Annotated in this window: 18 protein-coding genes; 8 read left to right on the forward strand and 10 right to left on the reverse strand. The window is 47.2% G+C overall.

What is annotated here, in order from left to right; translation table 11 throughout:
- The first annotated feature begins 102 nt into the window (after positions 1–102).
- A complete protein-coding gene (locus BAMF_RS26285) occupies positions 103–960 on the forward strand; it encodes an SDR family oxidoreductase (RefSeq protein ID WP_013351742.1) in 858 nt (285 codons plus the stop codon).
- A gap of 29 nt (positions 961–989) precedes the next feature.
- Here the strand turns inward: BAMF_RS26285 and BAMF_RS26290 are convergent, their stop codons facing one another.
- Entirely contained in the window at positions 990–1,223 is a 234-nt protein-coding gene (locus BAMF_RS26290) for an IDEAL domain-containing protein (RefSeq protein WP_013351743.1), read from the reverse strand.
- A 315-nt stretch (positions 1,224–1,538) separates the two neighbouring features.
- On the opposite strand from BAMF_RS26290, the gene BAMF_RS26295 reads away from it, so the two are divergent.
- Together BAMF_RS26295 and BAMF_RS26300 are read left to right on the forward strand one after the other, a co-directional pair.
- Positions 1,539–2,117 (forward strand): competence protein ComK, encoded by a 579-nt coding sequence (locus tag BAMF_RS26295; RefSeq protein WP_013351744.1) that lies wholly within the window; start codon positions 1,539–1,541, stop codon positions 2,115–2,117.
- A 146-nt stretch (positions 2,118–2,263) separates the two neighbouring features.
- Positions 2,264–2,635, forward strand: coding sequence for an iron chaperone (locus tag BAMF_RS26300; protein WP_013351745.1), 372 nt, complete (start codon positions 2,264–2,266; stop codon positions 2,633–2,635).
- Between the two features lie 36 nt (positions 2,636–2,671).
- Here the strand turns inward: BAMF_RS26300 and BAMF_RS26305 are convergent, their stop codons facing one another.
- Both BAMF_RS26305 and BAMF_RS26310 read right to left on the reverse strand, forming a co-directional pair.
- Positions 2,672–3,883 (reverse strand): GNAT family N-acetyltransferase, encoded by a 1,212-nt coding sequence (locus BAMF_RS26305; RefSeq protein WP_013351746.1) that lies wholly within the window; start codon positions 3,881–3,883, stop codon positions 2,672–2,674.
- A gap of 153 nt (positions 3,884–4,036) precedes the next feature.
- Positions 4,037–4,747 (reverse strand): YrpD family protein, encoded by a 711-nt coding sequence (locus tag BAMF_RS26310; protein ID WP_014470007.1) that lies wholly within the window; start codon positions 4,745–4,747, stop codon positions 4,037–4,039.
- Between the two features lie 195 nt (positions 4,748–4,942).
- Between BAMF_RS26310 and BAMF_RS26315 the strand changes: the two genes are divergently transcribed.
- Positions 4,943–5,212, forward strand: coding sequence for an excalibur calcium-binding domain-containing protein (locus tag BAMF_RS26315; protein ID WP_013351748.1), 270 nt, complete (start codon positions 4,943–4,945; stop codon positions 5,210–5,212).
- Positions 5,213–5,243: 31 nt separating this feature from the next.
- Here BAMF_RS26315 and BAMF_RS26320 read toward each other — a convergent pair whose 3' ends face one another.
- The 4 genes from BAMF_RS26320 to BAMF_RS26335 form a co-directional block, all read right to left on the reverse strand.
- Entirely contained in the window at positions 5,244–5,561 is a 318-nt protein-coding gene (locus BAMF_RS26320; RefSeq protein WP_003155166.1) for a YbjQ family protein, read from the reverse strand.
- A gap of 41 nt (positions 5,562–5,602) precedes the next feature.
- Complete coding sequence (locus BAMF_RS26325; RefSeq protein ID WP_013351749.1) at positions 5,603–7,072, reverse strand: sodium:solute symporter family protein; 1,470 nt, start codon at positions 7,070–7,072, stop codon at positions 5,603–5,605.
- A complete protein-coding gene (locus BAMF_RS26330; RefSeq protein ID WP_003155162.1) occupies positions 7,069–7,269 on the reverse strand; it encodes a DUF3311 domain-containing protein in 201 nt (66 codons plus the stop codon). Before BAMF_RS26330 ends, BAMF_RS26325 begins: the two co-directional genes overlap by 4 nt.
- A 121-nt stretch (positions 7,270–7,390) precedes the next feature.
- Positions 7,391–7,750, reverse strand: a complete 360-nt coding sequence (locus BAMF_RS26335) for a hypothetical protein (protein WP_013351750.1) — start codon at positions 7,748–7,750, stop codon at positions 7,391–7,393.
- A gap of 150 nt (positions 7,751–7,900) precedes the next feature.
- Between BAMF_RS26335 and BAMF_RS26340 the strand changes: the two genes are divergently transcribed.
- From BAMF_RS26340 to BAMF_RS26355, 4 genes are all read left to right on the forward strand, one after another.
- The gene (locus tag BAMF_RS26340) at positions 7,901–8,527 is read left to right on the forward strand and encodes a TVP38/TMEM64 family protein (RefSeq protein WP_013351751.1); all 627 of its coding nucleotides are present in this window, start codon (positions 7,901–7,903) and stop codon (positions 8,525–8,527) included.
- Entirely contained in the window at positions 8,524–9,039 is a 516-nt protein-coding gene (gene lepB / locus BAMF_RS26345) for a signal peptidase I (RefSeq protein ID WP_013351752.1), read from the forward strand. Before BAMF_RS26340 ends, lepB begins: the two co-directional genes overlap by 4 nt.
- A gap of 142 nt (positions 9,040–9,181) precedes the next feature.
- Positions 9,182–10,660 (forward strand): monooxygenase, encoded by a 1,479-nt coding sequence (locus BAMF_RS26350; protein ID WP_013351753.1) that lies wholly within the window; start codon positions 9,182–9,184, stop codon positions 10,658–10,660.
- Between the two features lie 86 nt (positions 10,661–10,746).
- Positions 10,747–11,271 (forward strand): MarR family transcriptional regulator, encoded by a 525-nt coding sequence (locus BAMF_RS26355; RefSeq protein ID WP_013351754.1) that lies wholly within the window; start codon positions 10,747–10,749, stop codon positions 11,269–11,271.
- Positions 11,272–11,308: 37 nt separating this feature from the next.
- On the opposite strand, the gene BAMF_RS26360 is transcribed toward BAMF_RS26355, so the two are convergent.
- From BAMF_RS26360 to BAMF_RS26370, 3 genes are all read right to left on the reverse strand, one after another.
- On the reverse strand, positions 11,309–12,466 hold the full coding sequence (locus tag BAMF_RS26360) for an AbrB family transcriptional regulator (protein ID WP_013351755.1): 1,158 nt from the start codon (positions 12,464–12,466) through the stop codon (positions 11,309–11,311).
- Between the two features lie 165 nt (positions 12,467–12,631).
- Positions 12,632–13,828, reverse strand: coding sequence for an MFS transporter (locus BAMF_RS26365; protein ID WP_013351756.1), 1,197 nt, complete (start codon positions 13,826–13,828; stop codon positions 12,632–12,634).
- Between the two features lie 15 nt (positions 13,829–13,843).
- Positions 13,844–14,464, reverse strand: a complete 621-nt coding sequence (locus tag BAMF_RS26370) for a TetR/AcrR family transcriptional regulator (RefSeq protein WP_013351757.1) — start codon at positions 14,462–14,464, stop codon at positions 13,844–13,846.
- Positions 14,465–14,519: the final 55 nt, after the last annotated feature.

Genomic DNA, 14,519 nt, shown 5'->3' on the forward strand with positions numbered 1-14,519 from the left:
TATATTCTTAATTTTTCCAATAAGTCTATATTCATACATGAAACTCGTATAAGATGCTCAAATTACTCATAATATAGTAATTAATGTAAAGGAGTGATCAAATTGGCTAATCAGAAGAAGAAAACCTTGCCGCCGCAGCATCAAAACCGGCAGCCGGGCTTTGAATATGTGATGGACCCGCGCCCTGTGTTTGACAAACCGAAAGCGGCGAAAAAACTTGAAGGAAAAACTGCGATTATTACGGGCGGGGACAGCGGAATCGGACGCGCCGTATCCGTTTTGTTCGCGAAGGAAGGCGCAAATGTGGTCATCGTTTACTTTGATGAGCATCAGGATGCCGAAGAGACGAAGCAATATGTAGAAAAAGAGGGAGCAAAGTGTCTGCTGATCGCAGGTGATGTCGGCGACGAAGCCTTTTGCAACGATGTCATCCGCCAGGCGGGCCAAGCCTTTCCTTCCATTGACATCTTAGTCAACAATGCGGGTGAGCAGCACGTACAGCCGGGGATTGAGAAAATCACGAGCCACCAGCTCATCAGAACGTTTCAGACGAATATTTTTTCAATGTTTTACTTAACGAAAGCCGCGCTCCCCCATCTGAAAAAAGGAAGTTCAATCATCAATACGGCCTCCATTACCGCCTACAAGGGCCATAAAACATTGATTGACTACTCAGCGACAAAAGGGGCGATCGTCACGTTTACAAGGTCTCTTTCCCAATCTCTTGTCACTCAGGGCATCCGGGTAAACGCAGTGGCGCCGGGGCCGATATGGACGCCGCTGATTCCGGCGAGCTTCTCGGCAAAGGAAGTGGAAGTCTTTGGCTCAGACGTGCCGATGCAGCGCCCGGGCCAGCCTGTTGAAGTGGCACCGAGCTATTTATACTTAGCAAGCGATGATTCCTCATATGTCACGGGCCAGACGATACATGTGAACGGCGGCACCATCGTAAACGGATAATATAAAAAAGCCAATCCATATGGATTGGCTTATTCACTCTGTTTGAGTGCGGCATATTCTTTGGACAGCGTAAGGAACGCTTCTTTATTTTTATCATCAAGCGCTTTGTTAATCTGCTCTGTCAGCATGGCGATCCGGCGTTTATACAAGGATTCATCAAGCACCATTTGAATGTAAATATCGGCCATTGTCACATCGAATTCATTTGCTTTTTGCGTGTTGCGGGACTTCATGAGCTCAGTGTACGATTTTTTCTCTTTCATAAAGAATCCCCCCAATGCCTTTTTTATAGTATATGGATAACCGCCGGAAAAATCAATTAATTTTTATAATTTTTAGACAACTAATACTTGGAAATATATCGACATATCCTGCAAATTGACGAAAAAACGAAAAATAACCATGTATAAATGATGTGAAATGAAAGAGAAAAATAATATTTAAGTAGTAATTTAAGACTAATTTATAACTTTAAAAGGTGATTTTTAGCTATATTCAAAAAAAACCTGTCGTTTTCCAATGACAGATGATAGATTATTAGTATAAATTTTCAAGAAAAGGATTGGAGGCTGCACATTATGTGCCAGAAAACACACGCACCCTTAGAAAGCTACGAAGTAAATCGTTCAACCATCGCTGTTTTGCCTGAGGAAATAGACGGTAAAATGGGGTCGAAGGTCATTGAAAAAGACTGCATTCTGTATGTCAGCATGAAGCCGATTCACATCATTGACAGAAGCTGCCGCTACTTTGGCTCAAGCTATGCCGGGAGAAAAGCGGGAACGTATGAAGCGATTAAAATTTCTCACAAGCCGCCGATTATGGTGGACCCTTCAAATCACATCTTTTTATTCCCTACACTTTCTTCAGCACGGCCTCAATGCGGCTGGATATCTCACGTGCACGTTAAAGATTTTCAGCCGACCGCATTTGATGACACGGCGGTCACGTTCTCAAACGGCAAAACGATGGAGCTGGAAGTATCCTACCATTCTTTTGAAAACCAAGTCTACAGAACCGCCTATCTCAGAACCACTTTTCAGGACAGGATGGGCAGCCATATCCCGAAGCGGCAGGAATTCATGCTGTACCCGAAAGAAGAGCGGACGAAAATGATCTACGACTTTATTTTGCGGGAGCTGGGGGAGAGATATTAGAGAAAGCTGTGATGTGAAGGGACGGGCCCTTTCCTTTTTGGGAAGGGCTTTTTACGATTGACATGCCCGGGCAGAGTTGTATCGTGTCCGTCTGTTGGCTATGATGATGTAAAGAGTAATTGCATTTTATTTTAGGAGAGATTGCCATGGATGTGTTTGCAAAATATGTATCAGGAATCGACAACCCCGATCATCGCCTGCGAATGGAGGAAATCTTGTCGTGGACGGCTGGTCAATTTCCGATTTTAAAACCGCAGATCAAGTGGAATACGCCGATGTTTACTGATCATGGCACGTTTATTATCGGCTTTGCAGCAGCGAAGCATCATGTAAGTGTTTCCCCCGAAGAAGCGGGTATTGCGCATTTTGCCGACGACATCGCCCGTGCCGGCTACAGCGCCACTTCCCGTTTGTTCAGAATTCAATGGACTGATCCGGTGCAATATGATCTGCTTGAAAGCATGATTCAGTATAATATTAAGGAAAAGGCAGACTGTTCAGGGTTTTGGCGGAAATAAACAAAAAAACAACCCTGATCAGGGCTGTTTTTTTTATTAAAAGTAATCCGAGAAATAAGGGGTTTGCGTCTCCAGCAGATCCTCAATGAATTCCAATGTGTCCGGCGCGCATTCGATCCGGCCTGTGCGGTGAAGGTATTCCGGTTTCCGGTATGCGAATAATAATGCCGTCATCGTCTGAATATCCAGCTTTGCGGCATCCGCATCACCGCCCCGGCTTAAAACGGCTTTTCCTTCAGGCGAAATCTCCGCGGTAAAGACTCCCTGATTCCATTCAAGCAGCGGATCTTCCAGTGTAAAAGACCATGTCCGTTTCTCTTTTTGCGGTTTAAAGGGATACTGATTGATAAATTGTTCAATATCGACAATCCGGGCCATAAAATAAGGAGAAATCGTCTCCTTAATTTCGGCATCTTCTAACAGAAAGGCGATCGGCTCATTAGAATAATTGTCGCCGACGACTTTTGTCACCATGGAGAAATGCGCCGAGATAAAGTTCCACAGGCCTCTGCGCGCTTCTTCATTTACATATACCATTTCTTTAATATGAAAAACTTCATCTGCAATCCAGTAAAGAACATAACCGTTTGCCTGTCTGGATTGATCATAATACACGGCAGCCGTAAGATCTTCTAAATCCCAGCGCCAATATTCATCCCATGCTAGTTCATTTCTGATCATGGCCGCATGGCTTTTATGAGCGAATCGGCTGTATACTTCTTTAATGACCTCATGTTCCGGATCGACGCGTTCCACTTCGCCCAAAACGGTTCTCATTTTCGGGAGCTGAAAGTCTTTTACCTCAAACGTCATTTTGTCACTGATAATTTCCCAGCCTTTTCTTCTGTAGTAAGGGATAGAGTAGGGGAACAGATAGGATACGGACTGACCGCGCTCACGCATGTCAACTAATGCTTTGTATAACAGTTTCGCCATTAATCCCATATTGGCGTATTCGGGATATGTTCCGACCCCCGTCACGCCGCCCATTTCAAATGTTTTATTAAAAATCCGGACTTGGAAAGGGTAAACAGCTGCCTGTGAAACGAGTTTGTCATTGTCAAACCAGCCCAATACATGCGCTTGTTCCAATACGGGGAGTTTCGCGGAAGCGATTTCGGGTTCCTTCCATCCCACTTCATGCAGATTGCTGTTCGTTACTTGGAAAACATATCGGAGCAGCTGATTAAATTGCTGCAAATGTTTCGGTTCGACTTTCTTTAATTCAAGCCTTTTTTCTCTGTTCATAAATGTCACTCCTGTATGAATAATGACTGAACGTCAATCATTTTTATGGTTTACATAAAGTGTACATGAAAACCCGCCGTGTTTCCAATTTTTCACCCGCGGCAATATTGACATAACGAAACGCACGATGCAGGAATCGTGCGTTCGGGTTCTTTATTTGACGACAGACATGCTGACGCTGCTGCCTGACACCGTCAATTTGGCAAAATCCTGTGTATCAATCACAGGCGTGACTGCTTTATTGTCGATCGTGATGTTTGTAAAAGCTGTTGAGAAGTTTGATTTGATGTAAGGGCGCTGATCCTCTGATGTGACCGCGACAGTGGCGAGCGCTTTCCATTTTGTGATAGATCCTACATTTGTCTGGGCGAGTTCTGAAATGATGCGGCCGGTGTATCCGTCATTATTCGTGCCCCAATATGTGGCGCGGGTATTGCCGTTCATATTTTTGTAAATGGTCAGCTGTACGGTGCTGCCGGGACGGAAACCTTTCGTATAGGTGAATTGGCTTTCTCCTTCCAGATACCGGACCTGGCTTTGTCCCTTTGAACCGACTTTCATGATCGGTTTCCATACATGATAAGTTTCACTGTACTGAAGCCCGATATCGGCCTCTGTGCCTCCGGTGAATCCTGAGTAAATATAGGCTGTCCCGTTTGACACCTGAATCGAGCTTGGAAGCTGAATTTTCGTGACGAGCACAGAACCCGTACTGTTCAGGTAGGCTCTTCCGCCGATTCCTTTGCTGAGCTGGGACGCCGCTTCCGCCGTATTGGGGCTGATTACCCCGGGAATATCCGCCGCACAAGCCCCGAATAGAACGGCTGAGGTGAGGACACCCGCAAGAATCCCTTTTTTCATCATCATTTCTCCTCCTATCATCATAGTCAGATAGCGCTATCAATTCATATTATAAAAGGTTTTGGAATAAATTCCATAAAAGTAATGTGTCAGGGTGTAAATTAAAACTTTTTTCCTATTTATCTTGAAAATGGAGATTATTTGAACTATGATATGTTCAGCAATACCGCATGACTCAAGAGAGGGGATTGATAGAGAATGAAAAAGACGGCAGCTGTGCTTTTGTCTTTCGGTCTGGTATTCGGATGTTCATACGGAGCTGGGCAGACGGCAGAAGCGAAAACAAAGGTGAAAACCTATCAAAACTGCAAGGCGCTGAATAAGGTGTATAAGGGCGGCGTGGCCCGGTCGTCGAAAGTGAAAAACAAGGGCGGCAGAACGAAGTACAAGCCGTATGTATCAAAAGCGCTTTACGATGCAAATAAAAGACTCGACCGTGATAAAGACTATATTGCCTGTGAAAAATAAAAAAACAAGCCGCTTAAAAGGGCTTGTTTTTTTAAATGGATTCGGCGGTGACGGCGGTTCCGTATCCGATTAATTCGGATGTGTTCTGTCCGGCGGTCAGTTCGAACCGCAGGCCGACGATGGCGTTGGCTCCGAGCTGTTCCGCTTCTCTGATCAGCCGCTCTTTTACCGCTTTTTTGGAGTCTTCCAGCATCTCGGTATAGCTTTTCAATTCGCCGCCGACGACAGATTTTAAGCCTGCGAGCAAGTCTTTTCCGATGTGACGGGACTGGACGATGCTGCTTGTCACTAAGCCTTTTACCTCAGTAATCTGTTTTCCGGCGACGGTTTCAGTCGTTGTCATAATCATACGGCTTTCCCCTTTCATGTGTCTTACCGCTATCTTACCATTTAAGCCGCTTTTTCGGCTGCACTGATTTGTTTTTTTCTGACCGCGGCGCTGACTGCAAACATGACGGCAGTGTTTAAAACGAGCGCGATGATGCCTGTATTCATATCTTTAACGGTCTGCGGAAGAAACGGAAAGAGGGTTCCGATGGTTGAGTCAGTCAGCGTGATGAAGGCCACCGTTCCGACTCCCGCCGTTATGCCGGCAAAAGCGCCGTGGCTTGTGATAAACCGCCGCTTCGGCAGGCTGAATAAAAGCGCGGGGAAAAGCTGGGTGACAAGGCTGTAGCCCATTAAAAGCAGAGTGACGATGGTATTTCCGCCTTTCAGCGTAAAATATACGGAAATCAGAGCGATGACGGGTACGGCGTATTTTGCGAGCCGCGAGACTTTTTCGTCAGGCGTGCCCGGCAGAATGGCTTTGTACACATTTTTGGCGAACAGCGTGCTTGAGGCCATTAATATCATTGAGCCGGGTACGAGCGCCGTCAGAATGCCCGCCGATCCGATCAGTCCGACAAACCATGGATCAAAGGTTTTCACAGACAGCTTTAATAGGGCAAGATCCGTGTCTGCCCCTTTTAAACCGGGCACCTGCAGAATCGCCGCAAATCCGGTAAAGATGACAAACAGCAGGACGAGCTGATAAAGAGGCATGATGATCGCGTTTTTCCGAAACACCCGCGGATGCTCCGCCGAATAAGACGCGGCAAAGGTGTGGGGCCACATATAAAAGCCGAGGGCAGTCAGCAGGACGGTTGAGCTGAACCACGAAACGCTCTGCCCGGTATCAGAAAGCGTGAGGAATCCGGGTTTTGCGGCGTCGATTTGTTTGAACATCTCCGTAAACCCGCCGTAGTAATGAATGGGCAAATAAATGCCTAAATACAGGACGATGCCTAAAATCATAATATCTTTGACGACTGATATCCACGCTGAACCGTGAATGCCTGAAATCATTACATAAATCGTGATGGAGACAGCGCCGATCCAGACTGCGGCTGCTGACGGAATCTGTCCGTATGACGTTGCTGAAACAATTAAACCGAGCCCTTTCAGCTGAAGGACGAGATAGGGGATGAGAGACGCGATGCCGACGAGCGATACGAGAATGCCGAGGAGCGGGCTGTTGTATTTTGAAATAAAAAAATCAGATTGTGACATCAGTTTGTGTTTTTTTGCGTATGTCCATACGGCAGGCAGAAGCCAATATGACAAAATGTAGGCAAGGCAGCCGTAGGCGATAATGTAAAAGGCGGGTCCTCCTTTTCCGTAAGCCCATCCGCTTCCGCCGAGGAATGTGAAGGTCGTGTATATTTCTCCCGCCATTAATAAAAAGACAAACATCGTGCCGAAGCCGCGTCCGCCCACCGTCCATTGTTCTAGGTCCATCTTTTTTCCTTTTCGGGCGCGGATTCCGAGATATACACAAAACAGGAGCACGGCGGCCATTACGGGAAATGCTGCGTTCATTCCGTCTCACCCGCCTTGTTTTCTTTGTCCAATTTGTAAACCGCAGCCATCAGAACCGATGTCAGCACCGCCCAGATGACGACGTATGCAAGAATGAAAGGCATTCCGAAAACATAAGGCGTCACCCGGTTGGCAAATGGAATACCGGCGAGAATTCCGAAAAAGGGCAGGGCAGCGAGAACATGAATCAGTTTCATAACATTCCTCCTTTTCATTGAAAACAGCGTGTCCCGATTATAAAGAAAATAATGTCAAATGTATAGTGTGAATAGTCTGAATTTTACCGGTTGAAAAGGAAAAGCAGTCCCGGCTGCTTTTTTAAATGGTCGCGGCTGACAGGTAATATTCCAATAAAGCGGTTACCTGTTCCCGTATTCTCGGGTTGAAATAACGGTGTTTTTCTTCATAGCCGTCAATGGTGCATATATAAAGTGTAAATGCTTCATCTCTTTCCGCTTCGTAAATTTTGATTTTACGCTTTCTTAACTCTTTTCGAACATCACTCAAATCCTTTTGTGCTAATTTTAAAGAGCAGCTGATAAGCTGTTTATAGGGTTGTTTTAATTTGAACGGGCACGAATCAAGCGCTTCGAGGTCCCGGTTCAGGATGGCAGCCGTCATGGGCAGAAACAGGCCTTTTTCGATGAGATCGCGGGTGTTGTTCCGGATGTCAGGCATAAATACTCCTTCTTTCTTAGGTGCGAACGTTTGTTCTTATTTTATACTCGTTTACACGATATTTCAAGTCGGAAAATCTCGTAAACATTTTCGTTTTTTGGAGATAATGTGTAGAATAAGGATAGACAAACTCGTTAAGGAGTATAAACGTTGGAGGAATTTATATCATATTTGACTGAGGAGCGGCTGACGGAGTGGTTCCAAAGCTATAGAGCTTTCGGACCGGCGGCTGCGGTTTTACTGCCTTTTATTGAAGCGTTTCTTCCGTTTTTGCCGCTTGTTGTATTTGTGGTGGCGAATACGAATGCATTTGGGCTGTGGGAAGGCTTTTTCCTGTCGTGGCTCGGATCTGCGGCGGGATCAATGCTGATGTTTTACGCCGTCCGCCATTTCGGACAGAAAAGAGCTTTCGGTTTCATCCGCAGGCATCAAACCATAAGGCGGTTGATGCTCTGGGTTGAGCGGCACGGTTTCGGTCCGCTGTTTATTTTACTTTGCTTCCCCTTTACGCCGTCCGCTGCGGTTCATGTCGTTGCCGGCCTGTCACGGGTGGGGGCGCTGCAGTTTATATCAGCGGCCGCTATGGGGAAAATGGTCATGATCTTTATGATCAGCTTTATCGGGTATGATCTTCACGCACTCATTACACAGCCTTTCCGGATGGCGGGCGCCCTAACGGTGATCGCGGTGCTGTGGTATGCCGGAAAGCATATCGAACGGCGTTTACAGACGAGAATCAGTCAGCATGAGAAAGACGGAGGGGGACAGGAATCTTGAAAAAACGATTTTGGTTTATAGCCGGCGTGCTTATCGTTGTTTTGGCCATACAATTAAAAAATGCCATTTTTATTGATTATAAAGTCGAAGGAATCAGCATGAATCCGACCTTTAAACAAGGAAATGAGCTGATGGTCAACAAGTTTTCCCATCGTTACAAAACGATCCGCCGTTTCGATATTGTCCTGTTTAAAGGCCCGCACCACAAAGTGCTGATCAAACGTGTCATCGGGCTCCCGGGCGAGTCCATCACTTACAGGGAGGACCAGCTGTTTGTGAATGGAAAACGGGTGGCGGAACCGTTTTTAAAACCGTTAAAGTCATCATTGTCCGCCGGAAGCCATGTGACCGGTGATTATACGTTGAAGGAAACGACCGGTCGCAAGAGGATACCGAAGGGACAATATTTCGTGATTGGCGACAACCGCATATACAGCCTCGACAGCCGTCATTTCGGACCGATTAAGGATAAAGACATTGTCGGTGTTATCAGTGAATCAGACGCCAAGTGAACGGCGTCTTTTTTAGAAATGATTGTCAAAAAGCAAAGGAAAGATTATAATAGAATTGTTACGCGCGAAACAAAAATCACGCGTTTTATTTTTAGTTATTTTGTTACGTGTGCAACAAAAAATGCGAAAGAGGGCTGATAAGATGGAAACACAGGCTGCCATTATCGGGGGAGGTCCGGTCGGGCTCATGCTTGCATCAGAGCTTGCGCTTGCCGGAGTGAAAACGACTGTCATTGAACGATTGAAGAAGACGGTGCCATATTCTAAAGCGCTTATTATGCATCCGCGCACACTTGAACTTTTTGCAATGAGAGGCATCTTGGGACGCTTTTTGGATAAAGGAACGAAGGTGTCTTCCGGCCATTTTTCGATGCTGGATACACGGCTGGATTTTTCTCGGCTGGATTCTAAGCAGAATTATTCGTTAATGCTGCCTCAGGCAGAAACGGAGCGGCTTTTGGAGGAGTATGCATCAAGTTTAGGCGCAGATATCATCCGCGGGGCAGAAGCAGTGGCTCTTACCCAGACGGATGACGGGGTGGAGACGGTGTTCCGGGACGAAAGCGGTATCCGCACCCTGCGCAGCTTATATGCCGCGGGTACAGACGGAGCGGGGAGCCTTGTCCGGAAACAGGCGGGCATCGCTTTTTTGGGGACTGATGCCGACTTAATAGGAACCCTTTGTGATGCCGTTTTGAAAAATCCGCCTGAATCCGCCTTTTTTTCAGTGTGCCGTCTGCAGGGATCGGTTGTCATTGTCCCTCTTTCGAACGGACTTTTCCGTGTCCTTATCGTTTCTCCGCACGCTCCGCAAAAGCGGAAAGAAGAGCCGGTTACAGAAAATGAGCTGAAAGAAGATCTGCGGGAAATATGCGGCACTGATTTCGGATTGAGTGATCCGGTGTGGATGTCACGGTTCGGCAATGCCGAACGTCAGGCTGAACAGTACCGCTCCGGCCGGGTTTTTGTGGCCGGGGATGCGGCGCACATTCATTTTCCTGCCGGCGGCCAAGGGCTGAACACGGGGCTTCAGGATGCCTTCAATCTCGGGTGGAAGCTGGCGGCGCAAATAAAGGGAAAAGCGGCGCCTCATCTTCTGGACAGCTACCATCAGGAAAGGCACAGCACGGGAAAAGAAGTGTTGCACAATATAAAAACCCAGATAAAGCTCATGGATTTTACCGAGTCAGGGATGGCGTTAAGAGATACGATGACCGCTTTGCTGGATTTTCAGGAGTCGAACCGTTTATTGGCGGGAAAAGTATCCGCGCTTGATTTGCATTATGAACCGGACCCGGAGCTGCCCCCTCATAGGCTGAACGGAAAACGGCTGCCCGATATAGAGCTGACTCTTCATGACGGCCGGCCGGCCCGGCTGTATGATTTTCTTCACAAAGGAGCCTTTGTGCTGCTGTCATTAAGAGGAAGCATTCCCGCCGGCATTGGCACGGACAGCGTGGAGTTTGTCAGGGCGGAGCTTTCTGAAACACGTGCCGATTGGGATGACGTCCACTCCGTTTTGATTCGGCCGGACGGCCATGCGGCATGGGCAGCCGGCGGCTCAGGACGTGAAGCGGAAGAAACCGTTCTGGCCGGTATGGAGAGATGGGGATTCATCTGATACCCTTTTTTCGCTTGTATGATTGTTTCTTGCGTAACAAAACGTTATAGTAAAAGAAACAATCAATACGGAAGGGTGACCCGCAGTTGGACAGAAGACAGCCAGACCATGCAAAACACATGATTCTTGAAGGATTGACAGATATTTTCCACGAGCAGGAGAGGTGTCAGGAGGACATCAGGGCGTCGTTAGCAGGACGGATGGACGAACTCCGTGAAGAAAACGGGAAAAAACTTCAGCTGACCTTGACGGAAATTCACATTTTATCTTGTATCGGGGATCATGAACCGATCAATGTCACATCAATAGCGGAAAAAATGAAAACGACAAAACCGACCGTATCGAGAAGCTGCGCGAAGTTTTTGGAAGCCGGTTTCCTGCGCAGAACCCGGCTGAGCGACAATAAAAAAGAAGTCTACTTCCGGCTGACCCCTGCCGGGAAAGAGCTGCATTGCCTTCATCACAAATATCATGAGATGATAAAAAAGCGGCTCTTGGCGTTTTTGGATCGCTATACAGACGAAGAACTGTTATTTGCTGAACGGCTGTTCCGCGATCTTTCAGCAAACTGGCGGTCTGTAAATGGCGGCGGAGAGCAGCTGTTAAAATAAAAAAACACGCATATGGATGCGTGTTTTTTTATTCAGCTCAGGTTCCTCTTTCTGCCCGGGCTCTCTCGCCGTGTGCCCGTTTCAGCTGAGAAAGGTGATGCAGCAGGCGATAGAAAGGCGGGAGCATGGCGATCACGAGAACGATCCGGATGACCTGAACCGCAACGACAAAAGTCGAGTCCTCATGCAGAGTGATCGAAGTTGCCGCCATTTCGGCGATCCCGCCGGGAGAGAAGGCGAGAACCGATGTAATCATGGAGATGCCTGTTAATTTAGAAACGGCAACCGCGCTCAGGATCATTGCGGCGATTAACCCGACGGAAGAAATAAACCCGACGGTCAGCACTCTAGTAACACCGCTGAACATGCTTTTATACATTTTTGAACCGATTGTGGCGCCGAGAAAAATTTGTGACAGTTGGTTCGCTTGTGGCGGCCACCAAGCCAGCATGTCTTTCCCCGCCAAGGCGGATATGCCGATTTCCGCACAAGCAACGCCGATCATGCTGCCGAGCAGCCAAGGAGCGGGAAATTTCAGCCGTTTTGCGGCTTTACTTGCAAGCCAGGCAGCCAAAATAAATCCGGCCGTTAACAAGACGGGAATAAGGCCCGGATGTGAGGCTCCTGCTGAAACGGCTCCGGCTGATGTCTGAGCCGTACCGTTTTGTTTGGTAAATAAGAAAATGACGAGAAACGGTATCGTCATAACGACCAAAAGGACGCGCGTCAGCTGAATGAGACTTACAATCGCGGTATTGGCGCCGACTTCCTGGGCGATACCGGGCATGGCGGATAAACCGCCTGGCGCCGTGCCTACAAAGCTTGTCATCATGTCCGTCCGGCTGAACCGAAAGAGCACGTATCCGGAAACAAGCGCCATCACGATAGAGAAAATCAGCATAAAGCCTACCGGCAGCCAATGTTCCCGTAAAACTGAAAGCACGGACAGGTTCAGTTTCTGGCCGAGTTCGATGCCGAGGATCATTTGCCCAGCCGCAAGCCATCTGCGGTTAATGCCTCTTCTGTCAGCCGCCATGAACAGCCAGCGGGGCCGCGTCATGGAGAGGATGCAGCCGGCGGCAAGCGTTCCGAGCATCCAGGCGATCGACATCCCTGTAAGCGAAAGAAGAAACCCCCCTGCCGCACTGATAAGAATAAACCAGATATCCGTAAGGAGATGTTTGTCTTTCTTCAATGAAAACCCTTCTTCCTGAAACATTCATATTAAATTGTTAAGCTCGTTAACCTTACTATTACTATAGTATAGATTTTGAGATAAATAAATAATGATTTATTTCTCGTAATCCATTCATTTTTCTTATCATAAACAAAAAAAGCTCCGGAGAAGAGTGAGTACACTCTACTCCGAAACCTCACTAACCTTTCCTTTCCATACAAGGGTCAGCCCCAGTCCGAGAAATAAGACCACACCTGCGAACAGAAACGGGAAGTGAATATTCATATCAAATAAAATACCGCCCAGAGCCGGGCCGAAAATGGTGCCTAAACTCGTGTATGTTGAGTTCATTCCGGCAACAAATCCCTGCTGATTTCCTGCGATTTTGGATAGAAAAGTAGTCAGTGCGGGGCGCAGTAAATCAAACGCAAGGAATATGATGCAAGTGACAGCAAGCACGGGCAAAAATCCTGACATCACCGTAGATACGAAAGCCAGAACAGCGCCGACGATCAGACAAAGCTGGATGACTTTTTTCTCCCCGAGGGAGTTGACAAGCTTGCCGAATGCGAGCACTTGAATGATGACCGCAACAATGGAGCTGAACGTAATGATAATGGCAATATCTTTTGGCGTAAAGCCGAATTTATGGTTTGTAAATAAACTGAATACCGTTTCGTACGCCGACAGCCCGAATGCCAGCACAAAGACGATGATAAAGGCGATTAGATAGCTTGGATGAATCGACTTTTTCAAATCTTTTAAGAAGGTTGACTCTTTGACGCTTTCCATCTGCTGTGCGCGTTCTTCTTTTGTCAATGGCTCTTTCAGCATAAAGACTGAGGAAATCACTGCGATAAAAGCAATGCCTGCGGCAAAGAAAAACGGCATGCGAACGCCGTGATCGGCAATAAACCCTCCTATGCCGGGCCCGATGATAAACCCTGTGCTGATGGCCGCGGATACATAGCCCATCGCCTTCGATCTTTCCTGCACCGTCGTAATATCTGCGACATACGCTGTAACAGCGGGCATGATAAAAGCGGCGCTGATGCCGCCCAGCACCCTTGCGAAATACAAAATGGAGACATGGGTGCCCAATCCGAAGGTCAGCTCGGATAATGCGAACAGAAACAGCCCGGCGAGAATCATGATTTTTCTGCCGAAGCGGTCAACCCATCTCCCCGCAATGGGGGATGCAATTAATTGAGCGACGGCAAAGGCAGCGACAAGGTACCCCATTGTGCTGCCCGTCAAGTGCATCACGTTCATAAATAGCGGCATAACGGGAATGATCAATCCAATGCCTAAAAACACGATAAATATGTTGCTTAATAAGATGATGAGTACAGCTTTTTGTTCTCGAATCGGTTTTTGCATGTTGTTTCTCCTTTGTCAGCTGTCATTCTGTTTATCAGCGTTGATCGACCCGTGAATAAACACGGAGATGGCTTCCTTCTGCAATTCTTTTCTTTGCTGAATGGAATCGTTTTTATATAACACATCTAAACCGTAAAAGACGGATAGCAGGATTTTTACTTTTGATTCGACATGATGAATGGACCAGCTGCCGTCTTGATTTCCCTCTTCTAAGATCTCTCTCATCACATCGTCATATTCAATATCAATTTTATTGAGCCGCTTGACGACCTCCGCTGACGTGAACGCACTCGCATAAAACTCTTCACTTGCCCTCATCAGCGGATAATTGATGCTCATCCGGCTGAGGAGCTCTGCAAAGCCCGTCAGCTTTTCGGCAGCATCTTTCAGATCAGCTTCCATTTCCCTCCACGTCTCGATCATCACGCGATGATCCTCTTCCATGATATGAAGAAACAGAAACTCTTTTCCTTTAAAATGATGATAAAGGTTGCCTTTACTGATCTCGGCCGCCTCTAAAATGTCTCGAATCGTTGTTTCTGAATAACCTTTTTTTGCAAATAAGTCACGCGAAGCGGATACGAGCCTATTCTTTGTCTTTTCGCTCTTTCCGGCACCGCCTTTTGTATTTGTCACTTCACACAAATCCTTTCCGCCGTATTCATGTTATTGTCCCGGCAAGCAGGGCTCA

The organism is Bacillus amyloliquefaciens DSM 7 = ATCC 23350 (genome assembly GCF_000196735.1).
In the GTDB taxonomy this organism is placed as follows: Bacteria; Bacillota; Bacilli; order Bacillales; family Bacillaceae; genus Bacillus; species Bacillus amyloliquefaciens.

What these genes read in the sequence shown, in the direction of transcription:
- BAMF_RS26350 (WP_013351753.1), top strand. Translation starts at nt 9,182, where the DNA reads ATGGAAACACAGGCTGCCATTATCGGGGGAGGTCCGGTCGGGCTCATG.
- BAMF_RS26295 (WP_013351744.1), top strand. Translation starts at nt 1,539, where the DNA reads ATGTGCCAGAAAACACACGCACCCTTAGAAAGCTACGAAGTAAATCGT.
- BAMF_RS26320 (WP_003155166.1), bottom strand. Translation starts at nt 5,561, where the DNA reads ATGATTATGACAACGACTGAAACCGTCGCCGGAAAACAGATTACTGAG.
- BAMF_RS26365 (WP_013351756.1), bottom strand. Translation starts at nt 13,828, where the DNA reads ATGCAAAAACCGATTCGAGAACAAAAAGCTGTACTCATCATCTTATTA.
- BAMF_RS26330 (WP_003155162.1), bottom strand. Translation starts at nt 7,269, where the DNA reads ATGAAACTGATTCATGTTCTCGCTGCCCTGCCCTTTTTCGGAATTCTC.
- BAMF_RS26315 (WP_013351748.1), top strand. Translation starts at nt 4,943, where the DNA reads ATGAAAAAGACGGCAGCTGTGCTTTTGTCTTTCGGTCTGGTATTCGGA.
- BAMF_RS26300 (WP_013351745.1), top strand. Translation starts at nt 2,264, where the DNA reads ATGGATGTGTTTGCAAAATATGTATCAGGAATCGACAACCCCGATCAT.
- BAMF_RS26325 (WP_013351749.1), bottom strand. Translation starts at nt 7,072, where the DNA reads ATGAACGCAGCATTTCCCGTAATGGCCGCCGTGCTCCTGTTTTGTGTA.
- BAMF_RS26310 (WP_014470007.1), bottom strand. Translation starts at nt 4,747, where the DNA reads ATGATGAAAAAAGGGATTCTTGCGGGTGTCCTCACCTCAGCCGTTCTA.
- BAMF_RS26290 (WP_013351743.1), bottom strand. Translation starts at nt 1,223, where the DNA reads ATGAAAGAGAAAAAATCGTACACTGAGCTCATGAAGTCCCGCAACACG.
- BAMF_RS26305 (WP_013351746.1), bottom strand. Translation starts at nt 3,883, where the DNA reads ATGAACAGAGAAAAAAGGCTTGAATTAAAGAAAGTCGAACCGAAACAT.
- BAMF_RS26335 (WP_013351750.1), bottom strand. Translation starts at nt 7,750, where the DNA reads ATGCCTGACATCCGGAACAACACCCGCGATCTCATCGAAAAAGGCCTG.